Annotated in this window: 9 protein-coding genes; 5 read left to right on the top strand and 4 right to left on the bottom strand. The window is 71.1% G+C overall.

All coding sequences use genetic code 11. From position 1 onward, the window contains the following. Positions 1–383: 383 nt before the first annotated feature. Entirely contained in the window at positions 384–872 is a 489-nt protein-coding gene (locus WME90_RS47865) for a hypothetical protein (RefSeq protein ID WP_437278804.1), read from the bottom strand. 424 nt (positions 873–1296) lie between these two features. On the opposite strand from WME90_RS47865, the gene WME90_RS47870 reads away from it, so the two are divergent. Together WME90_RS47870 and WME90_RS47875 are read left to right on the top strand one after the other, a co-directional pair. Further along, entirely contained in the window at positions 1297–2820 is a 1524-nt protein-coding gene (locus WME90_RS47870) for a porin (protein WP_437278805.1), read from the top strand. Positions 2821–2829: 9 nt separating this feature from the next. Further along, positions 2830–6393: a PHP domain-containing protein gene (locus WME90_RS47875; RefSeq protein ID WP_437278806.1), complete on the top strand. Its 3564-nt coding sequence runs from the start codon at positions 2830–2832 to the stop codon at positions 6391–6393. 82 nt (positions 6394–6475) lie between these two features. Here the strand turns inward: WME90_RS47875 and WME90_RS47880 are convergent, their stop codons facing one another. The 3 genes from WME90_RS47880 to WME90_RS47890 form a co-directional block, all read right to left on the bottom strand. Then, on the bottom strand, positions 6476–11617 hold the full coding sequence (locus WME90_RS47880; protein WP_437278807.1) for an AAA family ATPase: 5142 nt from the start codon (positions 11615–11617) through the stop codon (positions 6476–6478). A 273-nt stretch (positions 11618–11890) separates the two neighbouring features. Next, entirely contained in the window at positions 11891–13357 is a 1467-nt protein-coding gene (locus tag WME90_RS47885; protein ID WP_437278808.1) for an HTTM domain-containing protein, read from the bottom strand. Then, a complete protein-coding gene (locus WME90_RS47890; RefSeq protein WP_437278809.1) occupies positions 13248–14267 on the bottom strand; it encodes a hypothetical protein in 1020 nt (339 codons plus the stop codon). Before WME90_RS47890 ends, WME90_RS47885 begins: the two co-directional genes overlap by 110 nt. Positions 14268–15558: 1291 nt before the next feature. On the opposite strand from WME90_RS47890, the gene WME90_RS47895 reads away from it, so the two are divergent. The 3 genes from WME90_RS47895 (at position 15559) to WME90_RS47905 (ending at position 17675) form a co-directional block, all read left to right on the top strand. Further along, positions 15559–16128, top strand: a complete 570-nt coding sequence (locus WME90_RS47895; protein ID WP_437278810.1) for an AAA family ATPase — start codon at positions 15559–15561, stop codon at positions 16126–16128. A 255-nt stretch (positions 16129–16383) separates the two neighbouring features. Next, positions 16384–16575: a hypothetical protein gene (locus WME90_RS47900; RefSeq protein ID WP_437278811.1), complete on the top strand. Its 192-nt coding sequence runs from the start codon at positions 16384–16386 to the stop codon at positions 16573–16575. 59 nt (positions 16576–16634) lie between these two features. Then, complete coding sequence (locus WME90_RS47905) at positions 16635–17675, top strand: oxidoreductase (RefSeq protein WP_437278812.1); 1041 nt, start codon at positions 16635–16637, stop codon at positions 17673–17675. The last annotated feature ends 172 nt before the right edge of the window (positions 17676–17847 follow it).

The raw sequence follows: 17847 nt of genomic DNA on the forward strand, positions 1-17847 counted from the left end.
CTCGGACAACGCCCCGTCCCCCACACCGCGCGACCGCCACCCTCTCCGAGCGCCTACCGCTGTCCTGATCTTTCACCAGAGCGGACAATGGCCCGTCCCCCACACCGCGCGACCACCACCCACTACCTGTCGAGAGCCTCCGGCCAGAGGGGTTTCTGAACCGGGAGGCTGTCGAGAGCCTCCGGTCAGAGTTTTTTCTGAACCGGGAAGCTGTCGAGAGCCTCCGGCCAGAGGGGTTTCTGAACCGGGAGGCTGTCGAGAGCCTCCGGTCAGAGTTTTTTCTGAACCGGGAGGCTGTCGAGGGCCTCCGGCCAGAGGGGTTTCTGAACCGGGAGGCTGTCGAGAGCCTCCGGCCAGAGTTTTATCTCAACCAGGAGGCTGCGCTAAGGAACGGCCCACGGCAGCCGCACCCGTGCGCCGGGGAGGATCCCCTGCTCTCCAGGCACGCTCCAGACCACCGGCGACACGGGTAGCACCACCGGCGCGAGCGTGACCTCGTATGGGCCCAGCTCGAATGTCGTGCCCGTCTCCGGAAACTCCTGACTCTGGACGTCGATCCCCACCAGCGCCTCCGGATCAGCCAGGATGTCCGAGGACGGAAGCGTCGGCGCGATCGGGTGCGGCAGGTCGGTCACCCGCCGCAGCGCCTCGTCAACAACACTCTTCCAGCTCCGTCCCAGTTGCGCGGACGGAAGCTCCGCCACGAGCGCCTCCAACCGCGCCTTGAACTGCGCGTCAGCCAGTACCGCCGCAGGCCCCTCCGCGAGCGTCCGGGGCGGCGGCACGACCTCCTGCGCCTGCGCCATTCCAGGCGCAGCCAGCACCGCAAGCAGCGCTACGGCCGCGCCGTGCGCTCTCCTGCACACCCTCATTCACCACCTCCTTTGCGCGCCTTCGCGCGGCTGACGGACATCCAGCGAGAGGTCGACCGCGCGGCGCGCCGGCTACTCCGGCGTTCCGCGCGGCGGCGGGCGAGCCCGCCTCCGGGAACGGGCGGCGATCGACGTCGATCGCCGCGGGGTTCGGGAGCAACGAGTGTACGCTCATCGCAGGTGCTCGGAAAGGGCAACTCGCCTGGTGCGCGCGGCGGCGGTGCGGCGCGTTGACACCCTGTCGACACGTGGGATAGACGAATGGCGCCTGCCAGCGGCGCTGTCGCCGAATTCGTTGCGATCCCCTCTCGCCCGCCGGCCAGCACGGATGCCAATGACACCTTGCGCATGGACTCGTCGCGGTGCCGATCCTCGATGTTCCCGGCCGCAGCGTCGCGGGGGCAGCGCTGCGGCGGACGGCGCCGTGATCGCCGCGCTCCTCGCGGCAGCGGTGGCGCTCGGGTGTCCGCAGGCCAGCGCGCAGCCCGCCCAGCGGCTGCCGACCCAGCCCCCGGCCGCCGACGCGCTTCCGGTTCCCCCGCCCGCCGCGCCGGCCATTCCGGTCGCGCCGCCGCTCGGCGCGGCTCCCCCCGGCGCCGCTCCGGCTACACCACCTCCCGGAGCTGCACCGCCCGGCACCACGCCGGCCACTCCGCCTTCCGGCGCCGCGCCCGGCACCCCCGCGACCACGCCGGGCGCACCGCCAGCCGGCGCCGCGCCGTCCGCGGTGGCCGCACCCGGCGCACCCGCCGCCAGCGCGTCTCCGGCCGACGTCACGCGAGCCGGCGCCACGCCGCCCACAGCGGCCGCGCCTGCCGCACCGCCCGCGGCCGCAGGCGCTCCGTCACCTGCCGGATCGGGCGCCGCGCCCGCCGCGCCCGCCGCGGGCGGCTCGGCCGGACCGCCGTTCCAGCTCGCGATCGGCCGCCTCGTGCTCTCGCCCATCGTGCTCGTGCAAGCGCAGGCCGTCCCCTACATCGGCGACGACGCCTTCCTCCAGGCGGGCGACGTCGCCGAGGGGCAGGGGTTCCGGCTGCGGCGCGCGCGCGTCGGCTTCGCGGGGACGCTCGCCGGGGTTGTGCCGTTCGCGGTCTCGGGCGAGCTCGCCGGGGGCGCGGACGGCTCGGCGCGGCTCTCCGAGGCGTGGATCGGCTACGCGCACTTCCCGTTCGCGAACCTCTATTTCGGCGCACACGACGTGCCGTTCAGCCGCTCCGCGATGACGGGCGCGGGCGAGGGCGCGCTCATCGAGCGGCCCCTCGCCGTGCGCGCCATGGCGCCCTCCCGCCAGGTCGGCCTCCACGTCGAGGGGCACTTCCGGGGCAGGGCGTTCAGCTACTTCGCCGGCATGTTCAACGGCTTCCAGCGCGCGGATCAGCTCTTCGCCGGCTACGTCGAGAACGCCGCGAGCTTCGGCAACCGCTTCGACCACATCGCCTATGTCGCGCGGCTCGCCACCGAGCCGCTCGGCCCGCTCCCTCGCTCGGTGCAGGACCTCGCCGCCTCGCGCCTCCGCGTCGGCGCAGGCGCGGGCTACTTCTTCAGCGACGGCGGGACGCGCGATCTCCACGGCATCGGCGCCGACCTCCTGGTCCACCTCGACGGCGCACACGCGCTCGCCGAGCTCCTCTGGAACCAGAGCCGCCCCGAGAGCACCCCGACACAGCCGCTCGGCCAGCTCGCCCCGGTCACGTCGATAGGGCTCGTCGGCGAGCTGGGTTATTTCGTGAGGCGCATCAAGGTCGGCGTGAGCGCGCGGTTCGAGTGGCTCGATCCCAACCTCGACATCTCCGACGAGACGGACAGCTGGGCCCTCACCGCCGGTGCGAGCTACCACTTCATCGACAACACGCTCAAGGCGCAGGCCGACTTCACCCACCGGCAGGAGCGCCACGGCGTCGCGCTCGACAACGACGCCGTCGCGCTGCAGCTCCAGCTCAACCTCTAGCGGCCCGCCATGCGAACCCGCCGCTCCGCCCTCGCCCTGCCCGCGCCGCGCGGCGCCCTCGCCTGCCTCGCTCCTCTCGCCGTCCTCGGCCTGGCCGGCTGCGACGAGCCGAACCTCCTGCGCGCCAAGACGATCGAGAACCGGTTCGAGCTGGTCGGCGGCCCGGTGGCGATGGCCGATGTCGGCGATTTCCTTCTGGAAAACGACGAGATCCGGGTCGCGATCCTCGGCCCGCGCCACTCGCCGGGGCCGGGCGTCTACGGCGGCTCGCTTGTCGACGCCGACCTGCGCCGCCCCGATCCGCGCTTCGCGAGCGCGGCGGGCCGCGACCGCTTCGCCGAGTCGTTCCCCGTGGCCAACCTGCTCGTGCCCGACCCCGGCGCCACCGAGGTCTCCGTGGTCAAGGACGGCTCCGACGGGCAGGAGGCGATCGTCCGCGTCGAGGGCGACGGAGGGTTCCTCTTCCACGCGCTCGGCGTGCTGAAGACCCAGGAAGATCTGCTCGGCCTCCTGTTCGACGGCCTCAAGCCGGAGATGCGCTTCCGCACCGACTACGTTCTGCGCCCGGGCGAGCGGTTCGTCACGATCCGCACGACGCTCCTCCTGCCGGACAAGGTGCTCGGGTGCCCGAGCGTCGCCTCGTGCGCGCTCGAGTGCGAGGACGGCCTGGCGGCGGGCGAGGACGGCTGCCCCACGTGCGCCTGCGGGGAGCCGCTCTCGCTCGTGAACTACACGGGTCCCTCGGACATCTTCAGGGGCATCCTTGGCGACGAGCGCAACGGGGATCCCGAGCTGAAGGGCGGGATCGTCGCCGGCGATTTCGTCTTCTTCGGCAACCAGAACGACATCTTCGGCCCCGGCATGGGCTTCGACGAGGAGAAGGCGGTGTTCGACGCCCTCTTCGCCGGCAGGGACACGTTCCAGCAGCCGCTCAGCTTCGACTTCGTCGCCGCGGCGGGCGGCGACGTCAGCTACGGCTATTTCACGAAGGCGCCGGAGGGCAGCCCGCCCTCCACGGTCAACGTCCCCGTCTTCACGAGCGCGGCCACGGCCTTCCTGAGCGCCGGCCGGAGCTGCCTCACGGCGGACTCCGACGACGAGGCGTGCGACACGAAGCGGTCGTTCACCTACGAGCGGTACTTCGCCGTGGGGGAGGGCGACATCGCGAGCGTCGCCGAGGTTGTGTACGGCGCCCGGGGCACGCCGACCGGCGCGCTCGAGGGCGCCGTGCGGTGGCGGTCGACGGGCGCGCCCGTGCCGAACGCGCGCGTCCACGTCTTCCGCGATCCCGACCCCGCCGCCCGCTTCGCGAGCGTCGACGCGCTGGTCGAGGCGAACCTCGCGCGCTCGGGGGACGTGGGGCTGCTCAGCTCCATCGACGCCGACCTCGGGCTCGATCCGGTGGAGGACGGCGACTTCCACGCGCGGCTCGCGCCCGGCGGCTACCTGCTCGTCGCGGAGAACCCCGAGGGCACGGCCGTGTCCGCGCCGATCCGCGTGGCGCTCGGCGCCGGGGCCACGGTCTCGGTGGCGGCGGAGCTGCCGAGCCCCGCGCGGATCGCGTACCGCGTGGTCGACGAGGGAGGCCGGCTCGCGCCCGCCAAGCTGACGTTCGTCGCGCTCGACGCCGCGGGGCAGCCGCTCGAGGGCGACGGCACGAGGCGGGTCTACCTGGGCCACGGCCGCCTCGGCAGCGGCGTCCGGCAGATCGAGCGGTCCGCGACGGGCGAGGGCGCGGCCGAGATCGAGCCCGGGCGCTACCGCGTCCTCGTCACGCGCGGGCCCGAGTTCGGCCGGTTCGAGGTCCCCGACCTCGAGGTGCGCGCCGGGGAGCTGCGGCGGATCGAGGCGGTCGTGCCGCGCGAGATCGACTCGACGGGCTGGGCGTCGATCGACATGCACCTGCACCAGCGCCCGAGCTTCGACAGCGGCATGCCGCTCGAGGAGCGCGTCACCTCGGCGGTCGTCGAGGGGCTCGACGTCGCGGTGGCCACCGATCACGACGTGCACACGGATCTCGGGCCCGCGGTGAGGCAGCTAGAGCTCGAGCCGCTCCTGAAGACGGCGGTCGGCGCCGAGGTCTCGACGCTCGAGCTAGGGCACTTCATCGGCTTCCCGCTCCGCTACGACGAGCTCGACGTGCCGGATCACGGCGTCTTCGACTGGGTCTGCCGCGCGGGCGGGGACGTGATCGACGGGGTGCGCGGCACGGCGGCGGAGGGCGAGGACGCGCTCGTGATCGTCGCTCACCCGCGCGACGGGTTCATCGGGTACATCGACCAGCTCGGCGTCGACCCCTTCACGCTGAACCGGACCATCCCGACGCTCGAGGCGAGCAACCCGCTGTTCCAGGCGGGCAGCTGCGATTTCGACGCGATGGAGGTCTTCAACGCGAAGCGGTTCGATCTGCTCCGGACCCCCACCGTGCAGGAGGTGGTCGACTTCAACAGGTGCCTGTCCCGGATCGACGCCGCGAGGGACGAGGCGTCGCTCCGCGCGGCCTGCGCCGAGCTTCCTGGCGGCCTGCCGGCGTGCAAGCCCGGCGAGCGGTACGCGGTGTGCCAGCAGCGCGCCCGCTCGGCGCTCGCCTGGAGCGTGACAAAGCGGATCCTGACGAGGACGCCCGAGGAGCAGGACGCGATCTGGGGCTTCGACAGGACCGCGGCCGACGGGGAGGCGCTCTGCCTGGGAGGCGAGGGCGGCGCGGTCCCGCCCGAGGACGCGGATCGGCCGTGCACCTTCCACGCGGGCCAGGTCGACGACCTGCTCCGCTACCTCGACCACGGCTTCTCTCCGACGCAAGTAGGGAGCAGCGACAGCCACGGCGCCTCGCCGGAGCCGGGCTTCCCGCGCACCTATTTCCGCTCGCGGACGGACCAGCCGGCGGCGATCGACGTCGAGGAGGCGACGGCGTCGCTCCGCGCGGGCAGCGCGTTCGCCACGTACGGGCCGTTCGTCCGCGCGAGCGTGGGCGGCGCGACGTTCGGCGGCGTGGCGCGCGTCGAGGGGGACACGGTGCCGCTCGACCTGCGGATCGAGACCGCGAGCTGGTTCGGCGTCGATCGCGTCGAGGTCTACGTGAGCGGCCGGCTGGTCCGGGTGCTCGAGCCGTCGGCCGGGCCGTCGGCGATCGTGGACGTCGACGAGCGGCTCCTGTTGCCGGCGCCCTCGTCGGACGGCTGGGTCGTCGTCGTGGCGATGGGCCTGCGCGACGAGGACCTGCTCACGCCGGTCGCGCTGCCTGTGTCGTTCGGCGAGCTCCAGCTGCCCCGGGTCGCGAGCCTCGCCTTCACGCAGGTCAAGGCGCTCTCCCGGTTCTTCACGGCGTCGCCGCCGGTCCCCGACTGGTACCCGGTGGCGCCCTACGCGGTCACGAACCCCATCTTCCTGGATCGCGACGGGAACGGCGTGTACGACGCCCCGCGCGGCCCGCCTGCGTTCTGCGCGAGGCCGTGCGACCCGGCGGTGCTCGACCCGTCGCAGTGCCCGGAAGGGCAGGAGTGCCTGGCGAACGAGCGTGTCTGCGGGATCCTCGTGCTGGGCCGCTGCGAGGACAAGCAGGCGTCGCCGTAGCGCGCGAAAGGTGGACGCGCGCGGGCGCGCGCGGCCGCGCACGACCTCGCGGGCACGCGCGACGGCGGCGCGCGCCGCGCGCTCAGCAGCGCCCTGCGGCGCGGGACGGCGCGAGGGCGTGCGCGATGGCGCTCTGCAGCGTCGAGCGGGTGACGATGCCGCGGAGGTCGATCCCGCCCTGCGTGAGCAGGCGGGCGACCTCCGGCTGCATCCCGGTCAAGACCGCCTGCGCGCCGAGCAGCCGCAGCGCCGAGGCGGTGCGGATCAGCGTGTCGGCGACCCCGCCGTCGACGTGCTTCAGGCCGGTGATGTCGATGATCACGATGGACGGGTTGTGGCGCTCCACGCCGGCGAGCGACGCCTCCAGCACCTGCGCGGCGCGCGCCGCGTCCATCGTCCCGATGAGCGGCATGACCAGGACGCGATCGGTGATCGGGAGGATGGGCGTCGCCATCTCGGAGAGGCGCATGCGCTGCACGCCGATGATCTCCTCCTGGAGCGCCGCCCGGGCGTTCTCGGCGCGCTCGCGCTCGCGGAGCTCGTCGAGCAAGAGCTCGTTGGCCCGGTTCAGCTCTTCCGCCTTCTGCGAGAGGCGCTCGTTGACCGAGAACAGCTCCTCGGTGCGCCGCTGCACCTCGCTCTCGAGCCGATCGTTCATGGCGCGCTGTCGCTCGGAGGCCTCGTGCAGGCGGCCGTAGAGCAGCGCGTTCTCGAGCGCCGCCGCGACCTGCGCGCCCAGGAGGCGGAGCAGCTCGGTCTGCTCCGGGGTGAAGGCGCCGCTCGCGAGCGTGTTCTCCACGTACAGCACGCCCGTGACCCGGTTCTGGTGGACGAGCGGCAGGCCCATCACCGACCTCGGCCGGCGCGCGGCGAGGTACGGATCCGCCGCGAAGCGAGGGCTCGCCGCGGCGTCGTCCAGGATGAGGAGCTCCCGCGTGCGCGCCACGTAGTGGACGACGCTGACCGGCAGGTCCGAGGACTCGTCCAGCGGACGCCCGAGCTCCACCTCGACCGAGCCAGGATCGATGGTGACGGACGCCTCGATGAACAGCCGCTCCTCGCGCGCGAGCACCAGGAAGCCGCGCTGGCCGCCGGCGCTCGCGAGGACGGCGCGCATCACGCGGTCGAGCGCCTTCCCGAGCACGAGCTCGCTGGAGATCGCGTGCGTCGTCTGCAGCACCGCCGCGACGTCGGCGAGCTTGTTGAGCAGCGGGTGGCTCGTCGACAGGGTGCTCGACCTCGCGGCGGCCTTCTCGTGCTCCGCCGCGGGCCCTCGAGCGACGGCGGGCGCGTCGAGCCCGTGCTGCCGGATCAGCTCCGTGGCCTTTCGCTCTGCCCCCCACTGCCGGTAGGCATGCATCGCCGCGTCCAGGTAGAGCGTGGCGATGCGCCGCCGGCCCCTGCGAGCGTAGTACAGGCCCGCCAGCTCCGACGCGAGCGCCTCGTACTGCACGAGCTCGCTCTGACGGGCGGCGTCGATGGCGTCGTCATAGAGCTCCATCGCCTCGGCGTCGCGGCCGGCGGCGCGCGCCGCCTCGGCCAGGACCAGGACGTGCTTCACGCGGAAGTTGTCGGGGCAATGGCGGGCCCAGAGCTCGAGCTTCCCGAGCGACGCGGAGAGCGCATCGGCGTGCGCGTCGGCGACACGCTCGCGATCGTCGCGCTCGCCGAGCGCGACCAGCGTGAGCGCGAGATAGAAGTGGTATGTCGCCTCGATCGGCATCGCCATGACGGCCCCGAGCACCGGGCGCGCCGCCTCCGCGGCGGCGAGCGCCTCCTCGTGGCGGCCGTGGGAGTAGAGGAGGATGAGCCGGATGATGTGATAAAAGGCGATCCCGCACCCGAAGCTCGCCCGGGTGAGCGCGGACAGGCACGCGTCTTCCGAGAATTCCGAGAACCCGGCGGAGCCCTCCTCGTTCAGCGACGCGTCGGCCGCCGTGAGCCCCTTCAGGCTGCGCAGGAACTGCTGCTCCAGCCGGATCGTCTCGAGGACGGCGTGATTGCCTGTCTTGCGCGCGAACGACGCGAAGCGCTCGGAGACGCGGTGGACCTCCGAGAGCGGATCGCCCTTCTCGTAGACCTGCCAGACGGTCTCGAAGGCCAGGTAGCTCGCGTACACGAGGTCGCCGGCCTCGATGCACGCGAGGAACGCCCGCTCCAGGATGGGGAGGTCGTTCCGGATGTGCTGGACCCAGAAGTTGATGTGATCGCCGTGGAGGTGCAGCAGCGTCCCGCGCAGCGAGACGTCCCCGAGCTTCTCGTTCAGCCGGATCGACATCTCCGAGAAGCGGAATCCCGACGGGATATCGCCGAACGCCGCGACCAGCATGAGCCCGTAGACGCTGTACGCGAAGCACGACGCCTCGGTGTTGCCGTGCCGCAGCGACAGGTTCAGCATCTTCAGCGCGATGAGCGGGAAGACGCCCGGCCGTCCGATGTACGCGCAGGGAGCGCAGTCGGCGAGCAGGTTGATGATCGCGCGGATCTGCTCGTCGGCGAGCAGCGGCGCGTGCAGGATGTCCTCGACGCTCCTGCCCGCCATGCTCTCCGGGATCTGCGCGACCTCGGCGGAGACGGCGGCGCCGATCTCCTCGCTCGCCTCGGGGATCTCGACGCCGAACAGGCGCAGCGCCTCCTGTCCGACGGTGACGCCCTCGTCGTAGCGGCCGGCGACCTGATAGAGCTTCATCCGCAGGCTCTGGACCCGCGCCCGATCGAGGTTCGACGCGGCCACGTCGAGCAGGTGCTGGAACAGCGCCTCGGCCTCCGCGAAGCGGCCGCACAGGTACTCGCACTCGGCCGCCTCCAGCGTGAGCGCCCAGCGCAGCGCGTGGTCGCGCGAGGCGCCGTCGTCTCCGAGCGCGCTCCGCCCGGCGCTGAAATACTCCGCCGCGGCCCCGTGCGCGGTCGCGCTCTTGGCCTTTCTGCCGGCGCGCAGGTTCAGGCGCGCGAGCAGATCGCGCTCGCCGGGATCATCGATGAGAGCGGCGCCATAGTTAAGATGGTTGACGATGTCGAAGAGCTGCTCTTCCTGCGGCTCGCCGCCCTGGCTGGCCAGCATCAAGCGGCCGACGCGCAGGTGGGCGGCGCGTTTGTGCTCGTCCGCGATGAGGGCATAGGCCGCCTGCTGGACGCGATCGTGCAAGAACTGGTAGGAGACGGCGAGCGGCGCGTCGGCCGCGGGCTCGCCGTGGGATGGGTCTTCCGGGTGCACGAGCCGGTAGTCGGCGTCGATGGGGAGCAGGACCCCTTCCTGCATGGCCCCCCACAGATCCTGCGCCGCCTGCTGCGCCGGCTGCTCGGAGATCGTCGCGAGCGTGCGCAGGTCGAACCGGTGCCCGATGCACGCGGCGAGCGTCAGGGCGCGCTGGGTGGGCGGCGAGAGCCTCTGCAGCTTGGCGATCATGAAGTCGACGACGTTGTCCGTCACGGCCCGTGACTCGATGGCTGCGAGGTCCCATGTCCATCTGCCGGTCTCCGGGTCGCAGCGGAGGAGCTCGTCGTCGCCGAGCATCCGCAGGAACTGCCCGATGAAGAACGGGTTGCCCAGCGTCTTGTCGTGGATGAGCTCGGAGAGCTTGGCGACGTCCTCGGCCGCGCGGCCGAGGGCGTCCGAGGCGAGCGCCGTCACGTCGCCCTGAGAGAGCGGCGCGAGGGGGATGTCCGTCACCGCCGCGTTCGCGGCGCGGACGGCGTCGAGGGTGATGACGAGCGGGTGCGCCGGGCTCACCTCGTTGTCGCGGTACGCCCCGACGATCAGGAGATGGCCCGTGTCGGCGTCGGTGAGCAGGAGCCGCAGGAGCCTGAGCGACGCCGGGTCTGCCCATTGCAGGTCGTCGAGGAACAGGACGAGCGGGTGAGACGGAGCGGCGAAGACGTTCAGGAAGCTCCGGAACACCATGTCGAAGCGGTTCTGCGACTCGGAGGGGCCGAGCGCCGCGACGGGGGGCGCCTCGCCGATGATGAGCGCGAGCTCGGGGATGAGGTCGACGAGGACCCCGGCGTTCGCGCCGAGCGCCGCGCCGAGCTCCGCTCTCCAGCGGGACAGCGTCTCTGTCCGCTCGGAGAGGAGCTGCTGCACGAGCCCTCTGAACGCCTGGACGACCGAGGCGCAGGGCACGCCGCGGTTCAGCTGATCGAACTTGCCGTGGGCGAAGTGGCCTCCGACCCTGGCGATGGCCTTGTAGGTCTCGTGGACCAGCGCGCTCTTGCCGACGCCGGAATAGCCGGAGACGAGCGCGAGCTCCGCGGCGCCCGCGCGGGCCCGCTCGAAGGCGGCCAGGAGCCGGTCCCGCTCCTCGTCCCGGCCGTAGAGCTTCTGCGGGACGCGCAGCTCGTGGCCGCGATCGCGCTGCCCGATGGGGAAGGGGTGGACCAGGCCTGTCTGCTCGAGGGAGCGCAGGCACTCCGCGAGGTCTGCCTTGACGCCGTACGCGCTCTGGTAGCGGTCCTCAGGGGTCTTGGCGAGGAGCTTCATGACGATCTCGGAGACCGTCCGGGGGACGTCTGCGCGCCGCTCGTGCGGCGGGGCGGGCTGCCGCGCGATGTGGCTGTAGAGGACGTCCAGCGGGTCGTCGTCCGGGAACGGCAGCGCGCCGGTCAGCATTTCATACAATGTGACGCCGAACGAGTAGAGATCCGCTCTGTAATCGATGCTCCTGTTCATGCGCCCGGTCTGCTCGGGCGACATGTACGCGAGCGTCCCTTGCAGGGTGGACGCCGAGGTCGATTGTTGAAACTCCTGCTTGAGGCGGGACGCGGCGCCGAAGTCGATGAGCGTGGCGCGGAGCAGGTCCGCGCTGACGATGATGTTGGCGGGGTTGATGTCCTTGTGGGTGACGTGAGATCGGTGCACCGCGCCGATGGCGTCGGCGATGGCGGCCCCGAGCGCCAGCGCCGTGCGGAGATCCAGCGCGCGATCGTCGAGGATCGTCCTCAGGGTCGTGCCCTCGACCGCCTCCGTGACGAGGGCGAGGCCGCCGCGCGTCCTCTCGAGCGAGCACACCCTCACCACGGACTCGAGCTCCAGATCGCGAAGGAGGCTGAACTCGTGCCGCAACAGGGCGAGATCGCGGACGCTCGGGTGCTCTCCCTTCAGCGTCTTGATGACGACCGGCCGCTGATCCGCGGCGCGGCGGCCGCGGTACACGTGGGTCTTGCCGCCTTCGTGGATCAGCTGCTCGACGACGTGCCCTGGCAAATCAAACGGTGCTGTGGCGGTCATAACGTGCTCGCGCTCCACCTCGTGATGGCCTCGTCCGTCCGTCTTGTGCGGTCGACTACGTCCCGGGAGGAACAGTATAGGACGGTCTTCTGGGGGTTCACGCGAGGAGCGCGAAGAAGGGTGGTTGAATGTGTGTTGTGTGACGCGTCTGGGGGTGTGTTGCTCGTCGTTGCGTGTGGGCTCAGACAACTGCCCGTCCCCACCCCGCACGACGAGCCCCCCTCCTCGATGGCCTACCGTGAGCGCGCGATCAAGGACCCGATGGGGGCGGGACTAGGGCGGCTGTACGCGCGCGAGCAGCCCGCCGGGATGTGACGCCAGATCGAGCGTCGGATCGATGAGGTCGCGGAAAGGACCGCCGTTCAGCGAGGCGACGACCTTGGCCGTGACGACGGGTCGCACCCCGAAGCTCGCCTGAAAGCTGTCGGCCACGTGGCGCGCGAAGTCGACGATCATGTCGGGCCGCGCGCTCATCTCCCCGAGCTGGCGGTCCGTGAGCCACTCCTCGAGGTCGAGCGGCTCGCGCACGCCGGTCCTCGGATCCAGCACGTGAATGCCGAGCTCGCTCACGTTCTTGTCGCGCAGCTTCATGCGCCACGAGAAGCGGTGCCCGGCCTCGTTCCAGGCGACGTCGCCTGGATAGACCCAGTGGCGGAGCGGCACCACGAGGTGGAAGAGGAGATACCCGTGGAGCAGCGCGAGCGGCAGCGCGCTCCGGCGCGACGGGGTGGGGGAGGGGACGCGGGCGCTCTCGCCCGGGAAGCCGGCGCCCTTGAACAGGAAGGGCAGGCGCCGCCTCGGCCATGAGGGATCGCCGAACAGCGCGAGCGAGGCGATCATCGCATAGGGGAAGATACCGATCTTGAACAGGAGGGCGTTGGAGACGTTGAACGCCACGGCGAGCGCCGCGCCGATCGGGAAGGTGCGCCGGGAGAAGAGCAGGAAGCCCATCGAGAGGTCGATGAAGAGGCCCGCATACGAGAGCGCGAGCCCCGCTGCCTTCGAGGCAAGGAGCGGCCCGACGAGGGGCGCGTCGCCGTGCTCGGCGAGCCACATGGTGAGCGGCTGCCCCCGGAGCCAGTCGCCGTTCAGCTTCGCGATGCCGCCAAAGAAGTAGACGATCGCGATCTGGGCCTTCAGGGCGAAGAGGTAGAAGCGCGGCACGGTCTCCGCCGGCGCGCTGGGCGGGGCGCCAGCGGGCGAAGCGCGCCGCGCGCGGAGGCGATCCAGCGAGAGCGCGCGGTGCGCCGGGGCGGCGGCGAGCAGCAGGCCGAGGAGGCAGAGGAGATAGAGGTGGTTGAGGTATTGTGCCTTGTCGAGGAGGAAGACATATGTGAGCGCGGCGCAGAGGAGCGCGGCGCTCACCCGGTAGAAGAGCCCGACGGCGCAGAGCAGCGCGAGGACGAAGAGGGCGCCGAAGTGCCAGTACATCCCCGTCCCGCCCCACGGGCGGATGAAGGGGACGAAGCTGAAGAAGAAGCCGGGCTCGATGTAATAGCGGTAGATCCGATCGTGGAGGGCGTACCGGACGACCTCCCACGCGATCAGGGCGCCATATCCAGCCCGGAAGACGGCGAGCGAGGCGGCGTCGACCTCGGCGGTGAGGTAGGCCGCCCAGCGCCGCGCGAGGTCACTTCCAGTGCCCGTGTGCGTGTCCGTGCTTGTGGTGCTTGTGGTGCTTGTGCTTGCCGTGCACGTGGATGAGGACCGGTCGGCCGTCGTCATCATCGTCGTCGTCATCGTGGACCACCACCACGCCTGGAGCCGCGTTGACCTTCACATCCACGTTCCACGTCGTCGCCACCACGACGTTCAGGGACGGCGCGCTCGGGCCGACGACGACGTGCACGCCGGGGCGATAGCCCACGAGCACCACGTCGGCGTGCGTCGGGTGCGCCACGACGACGGTGAGCTTCACGGGGTTGACCTTCGCCGCGATCTTGCCGACGCAGTAGAGGCCGCCCGGGCCAGGGGTGAGCACGACGAGCTCGGAGCCCTGTCCCACGAAGCCGAGCTTGATCTTGCGGTCGCCGACGGGCACCGGCTTCAGGTTCGCGTCGAGCACATACACCCTGACCTGGCCGGAGGCCTTGTCCGCGACCACCTCGACGGTGTCGTCGCCGACCACCTGGATCACCCCGCCGTTCGGGCCCGTCTTGCCCGCGGGGATGGGCCTCTTCTCGGCCTTCCTCGCGCCCTCGACGATGACCTTCGTGCCGCCTGCGGGGACGTGGAGCGTGCCGTTCCACGGCTTCCCGACGACGAGGACGTTGTACTTCACCTCGGTGATGTCGGCCTCGAGCTTGGGCCCGGTCGCGACGAGGAGCCCCGTCTTCGCGTCGAGCGTGAGCGGGGCCTGCGCGTCGCCGTTCGGCCCTTTCCAGGTGAGCGTGCCGCTCACGTCCTTGTCGACGGGCTTGCCGTCAGGTGTCTTTACAATCGCCTTCACGGTGCCGTCGGCCGCGAAATCCCACCCGACCGAGCCTCCGTCGTGCTCCTCGATCAACGGATCTTCGATGGCCACGGGGACGGCCTCGACCGACTCCTCGGTCACGCTGGCCTCGGCGGTGGTCTTGCACCCTGCGGTCAAGGAGCTGCCGGCGATCAGGGTGGTCAGGGCCACTAGGGAAAGGACGCTCTTCGCGTGCATCAAAGCCTCCAAGCGCAGGAGGCTACCGCAACCGCCGCGCTGCGTCTGTACGAACCGTCTGGTCCCCCGGCGATGGGGGGGCACGAGCGACGACATTGGAGGCACGACGACCACTTCTCCCGTGATCGCCGCGGACACGGCCCTCCGGCGTGAGCTCGTGTGCACCGAAGGAGCCTTGTGCAGAGTGCCAGATGGGATGACGAGCGCTGTGAACGCTCGTGGCGGTTCGCCAGGCGCGATGGCGAGCGTTGCGGGCGGCCCTGGCGGTTCGCCAGGCGCGATGGCGAGCGTCGCGGGCGGCCCTGGCGGTCCGCCAGGCGCGATGGCGAGCGTCGCGGACGCCTCCGGCGGCACGCCTGCCGTCGTCCCACGCGTCCGGGGCGCCCCGGTCGTACGCCTCGTCGAGGTCGGCGCGCGGCAGGGCCTGCTGCCGACGCGAAGCCTGTGGCCGCGGTGCTCGCCACCGCTCGGCTCACGGCGACGAGGTGAGCGTCTGCGGGTTCTGGTGCGCTTCCTGCCTACGCGTTGGGCGCGGCCTGGACCTTCTGGTACAGGAGGACGGTCATGCTGCGCACCCTGGAACTCGTGGACGTCGGACCAGCCCCCGAACTGCACCTGGAGCTCGGTCGGCGGCTCAACGTGATGACGGGGGACAACGGTCTGGGAAAGAGCTTCGTACTGGACGTGATCTGGTGGGCGCTGTCGGGGACCTGGGCAGGGAGCCCTGCATGGCCGCTGGGCGGAGCAAAAGCACCCAAAATATCCTATGAAATGGATGACGGTACCGGCAACGCGTCCTGGTTCCAGTTCGAGTCCCAAGGGTGGAGCGAAGCCGGTACGCGGGCTGGCGCGCTCGTGTTGTATGCGCGGGCGGATGGCTCTTTCGCCGTGTGGGATCCAGCTCGCAACCTCGACCCGGAGGACTACAAGCGACCACGCGGGTCGAAGCAGACCTCTCTGTTCGCTGGCTCAGGTACCACGCGACGCCCGCCAGCGTACCTCTTCGATCCTGATGAAATCTTGAACGGTAAAATGCATCAGGGGAAGACCGTCTGCAATGGTCTCATCCGCGACTGGGTGAGCTGGCAGGAGAAGAAGCCCGAGACACAGGGGGGACGAGCATTTCGGCATCTTTGTGAGGCTCTCGAGCAGCTCTCCCCCAACCCGGCGGGGGGGCGCCGAGAGGATCCTCGCGGGCAAACCCGTCCGCCTCTTCTTGGACGACACGCGCGAATTCCCCACCATCGATACCGGCTACGGAGAGGTGCCAGTAATCCACGCCTCCGCTGGGATGCGACGCATCATCAGCCTCGCGTACCTGATCGTCTGGGCGTGGCACGAGCACGTGGAGGCGAGCCGTCTGCTGAAGCAGGAGCCTATGAGCGAGCTCGTCTTTCTCGTGGACGAGGTCGAGAACCACCTCCACCCGGAGTGGCAGCGCCGCATCGCTCCGGCGCTCCTTAGGGTGCTAGAGGCCCTCGCTCCGTCGATGCGCGTCCAAGCGCACCTCACAACGCACGCGCCGATGGTCCTCGCGTCGCTCGAGCCCCACTTCGATCCAGAGCAGGACAAGCTCTTCGTGTTCGACCTCGAGGCGCGCACCGTCGCGCTCCGAGAAGTGCCCTGGGCGCGCTTCGGTGATGCTTCCCGCTGGCTCACCTCGCCTGCGTTCAACCTCCATCGCGCGCGCTCGATCGAAGCGGAGCAGGCGATCGACGATGCGAGCGCGCTCATGCGCGGGGAAGAGCCTCGCCGTTCCAGGACGCGCGAGGAGGTCGACCGCGCTCTCCACGACACGCTCGCCGATCAAGATCCGTTCTGGCCCCGGTGGCTGGCCTTTGTCGAGGGGCACGGGACGTGATCCACGTCGAGCGCCTTCCGGAGCCCGCGAGCTTCGACGAAGAGGTGCGGGCGCCTGGCAACGGCTGGCTCGCGCGGCATCCAGGCGCGAAGCCGGAGGCCATGCCGGCGCTCTGGCGCCCGATGACCCAGCTCCTCGCGGATGGGTTCAATGATCGCTGCGGCTACTCGGCGATGTGGATCCGCAGGGGAACAGTCGATCACTACCTGAGCCGCTCCACGCACCCCGCTCTCGTGGCTTTTCAGGAAGGCTCCCTTGATCGGAAAGGCCGTGCAATGCCGCCTTGAAGGGCTCGAGCCGGTAACGATCGCCGACGAGCAGACCCACTGGCGGTGGTTCCTTGAAGAGGACCTCACGCTGAAGGGGTTGCGCCGCAGGGCTCCGCGCCTGGCCGAGGCCGTCGACGCGGCACTCCGGCGGCCTGACCGGCGGCGTGCGGGAGGCTGAGCCCAGGCCTTCCCCCCAAGGGCTCTTCAGGCTAGCGTCCCGGACGAGCCCGTCCTGCCATGTCCCAGCGCGTCTATGTCGGCCTCGTCGGCTACGGCCTCGCCGGCGCCGTTTTTCACGCCCCGCTGATCCGGTCCGTCCCTCGGCTGCGCCTCGCCGCGATCGCGACCCGCCGGGAGGGCCAGGTGATGGCCGACCACTCGGGCGTCGCCGTGCACCCGACGCCCGAGGTGCTGATCGCCGAGCCCGGGATCGACCTCGTGGTCATCGCCTCGCCCAACGAGACCCACTTCCCGCTCGCGCGCGCCGCGCTCGAGGCGGGCAAGCACGTCGTCGTCGACAAGCCGTTCACGATCACGAGCGCCGAGGCGGACGAGCTCATCGCGCTGGCCGCGCGCCGGGGCCGGCTCCTCTCGGTGTTCCAGAACCGCCGGTGGGACGCGGACTTCCGCACCGTGCGCAGCTGCATCGAGCAGGGCCTGCTCGGCGAGGTGGCCTCGTACGAGGCGCACTTCGACCGGTTCCGCCCCGCCATCAAGCAGGGCTGGCGAGAGCAGGAGGCGCCGGGCTCGGGGATCCTGTACGACCTCGGCGCGCACCTGATCGACCAGGCGCTCGTGCTCTTCGGCCCGCCGCGTGCGGTGACCGCCGACCTCCTGGCGCAGCGATCCGGGGCGCGCACGGTGGACTATTTCCACCTGACGCTCGACTACGGCCCGCGCCGGGTGATCGTGCGCTCCTCGACGCTCGTGGCCGAGCCGGGGCCTCGCTTCGCGGTCCACGGCGACGGTGGGAGCTTCCTCAAGTACGGGATCGACGGCCAGGAGGACGCCCTCAAGGCGGGCGCGCGCCCCGGCGTGCCGGAGTGGGGGCGGGAAGACCCGCGCTGGTACGGCACGCTCGTCACGGCGGGCGGCGAGCGCCGCGCGATCGAGAGCCTGCCCGGCGCCTACGAGGCCTATTACGAGGGCATCGCGGCGGCGATCCTCGACGGTGCCCCGCCGCCGGTGCGCGCCGAGGAGGCGCGCGACGTGATCCGCGTCATCGAGGCCGCGATGAAGAGCTCGGCGGAGCGGCGCACGATCCCGCTCGGTGCGTGATCGAAGCGGCGTGGGAGAACCGCTGCTCGCGTTGAGAGGCGGTTGAAAGGACCACCCTCATGCGATCTCGCCAGTCCCGCGGCCAGGGGACATCGCGCGGGGGAGGGGCCGATATCCCAGGTGGGTTAAGCCGATATCCCAGGTGGGTTAAAAGGACGGCGGTAGGCCCGGG

It is taken from the genome of Sorangium sp. So ce375 (genome assembly GCF_051473855.1).
Taxonomy (GTDB): domain Bacteria; phylum Myxococcota_A; class Polyangia; order Polyangiales; family Polyangiaceae; genus Sorangium.

Excerpts from the sequence above, each read along its gene's own strand:
- WME90_RS47895 (WP_437278810.1), top strand. The coding sequence starts at position 15,559 with ATGCGACGCATCATCAGCCTCGCGTACCTGATCGTCTGGGCGTGGCAC.
- WME90_RS47885 (WP_437278808.1), bottom strand. The coding sequence starts at position 13,357 with ATGACGACGACGATGATGACGACGGCCGACCGGTCCTCATCCACGTGC.
- WME90_RS47865 (WP_437278804.1), bottom strand. The coding sequence starts at position 872 with ATGAGGGTGTGCAGGAGAGCGCACGGCGCGGCCGTAGCGCTGCTTGCG.
- WME90_RS47890 (WP_437278809.1), bottom strand. The coding sequence starts at position 14,267 with ATGCACGCGAAGAGCGTCCTTTCCCTAGTGGCCCTGACCACCCTGATC.
- WME90_RS47905 (WP_437278812.1), top strand. The coding sequence starts at position 16,635 with ATGTCCCAGCGCGTCTATGTCGGCCTCGTCGGCTACGGCCTCGCCGGC.
- WME90_RS47880 (WP_437278807.1), bottom strand. The coding sequence starts at position 11,617 with ATGACCGCCACAGCACCGTTTGATTTGCCAGGGCACGTCGTCGAGCAG.
- WME90_RS47875 (WP_437278806.1), top strand. The coding sequence starts at position 2,830 with ATGCGAACCCGCCGCTCCGCCCTCGCCCTGCCCGCGCCGCGCGGCGCC.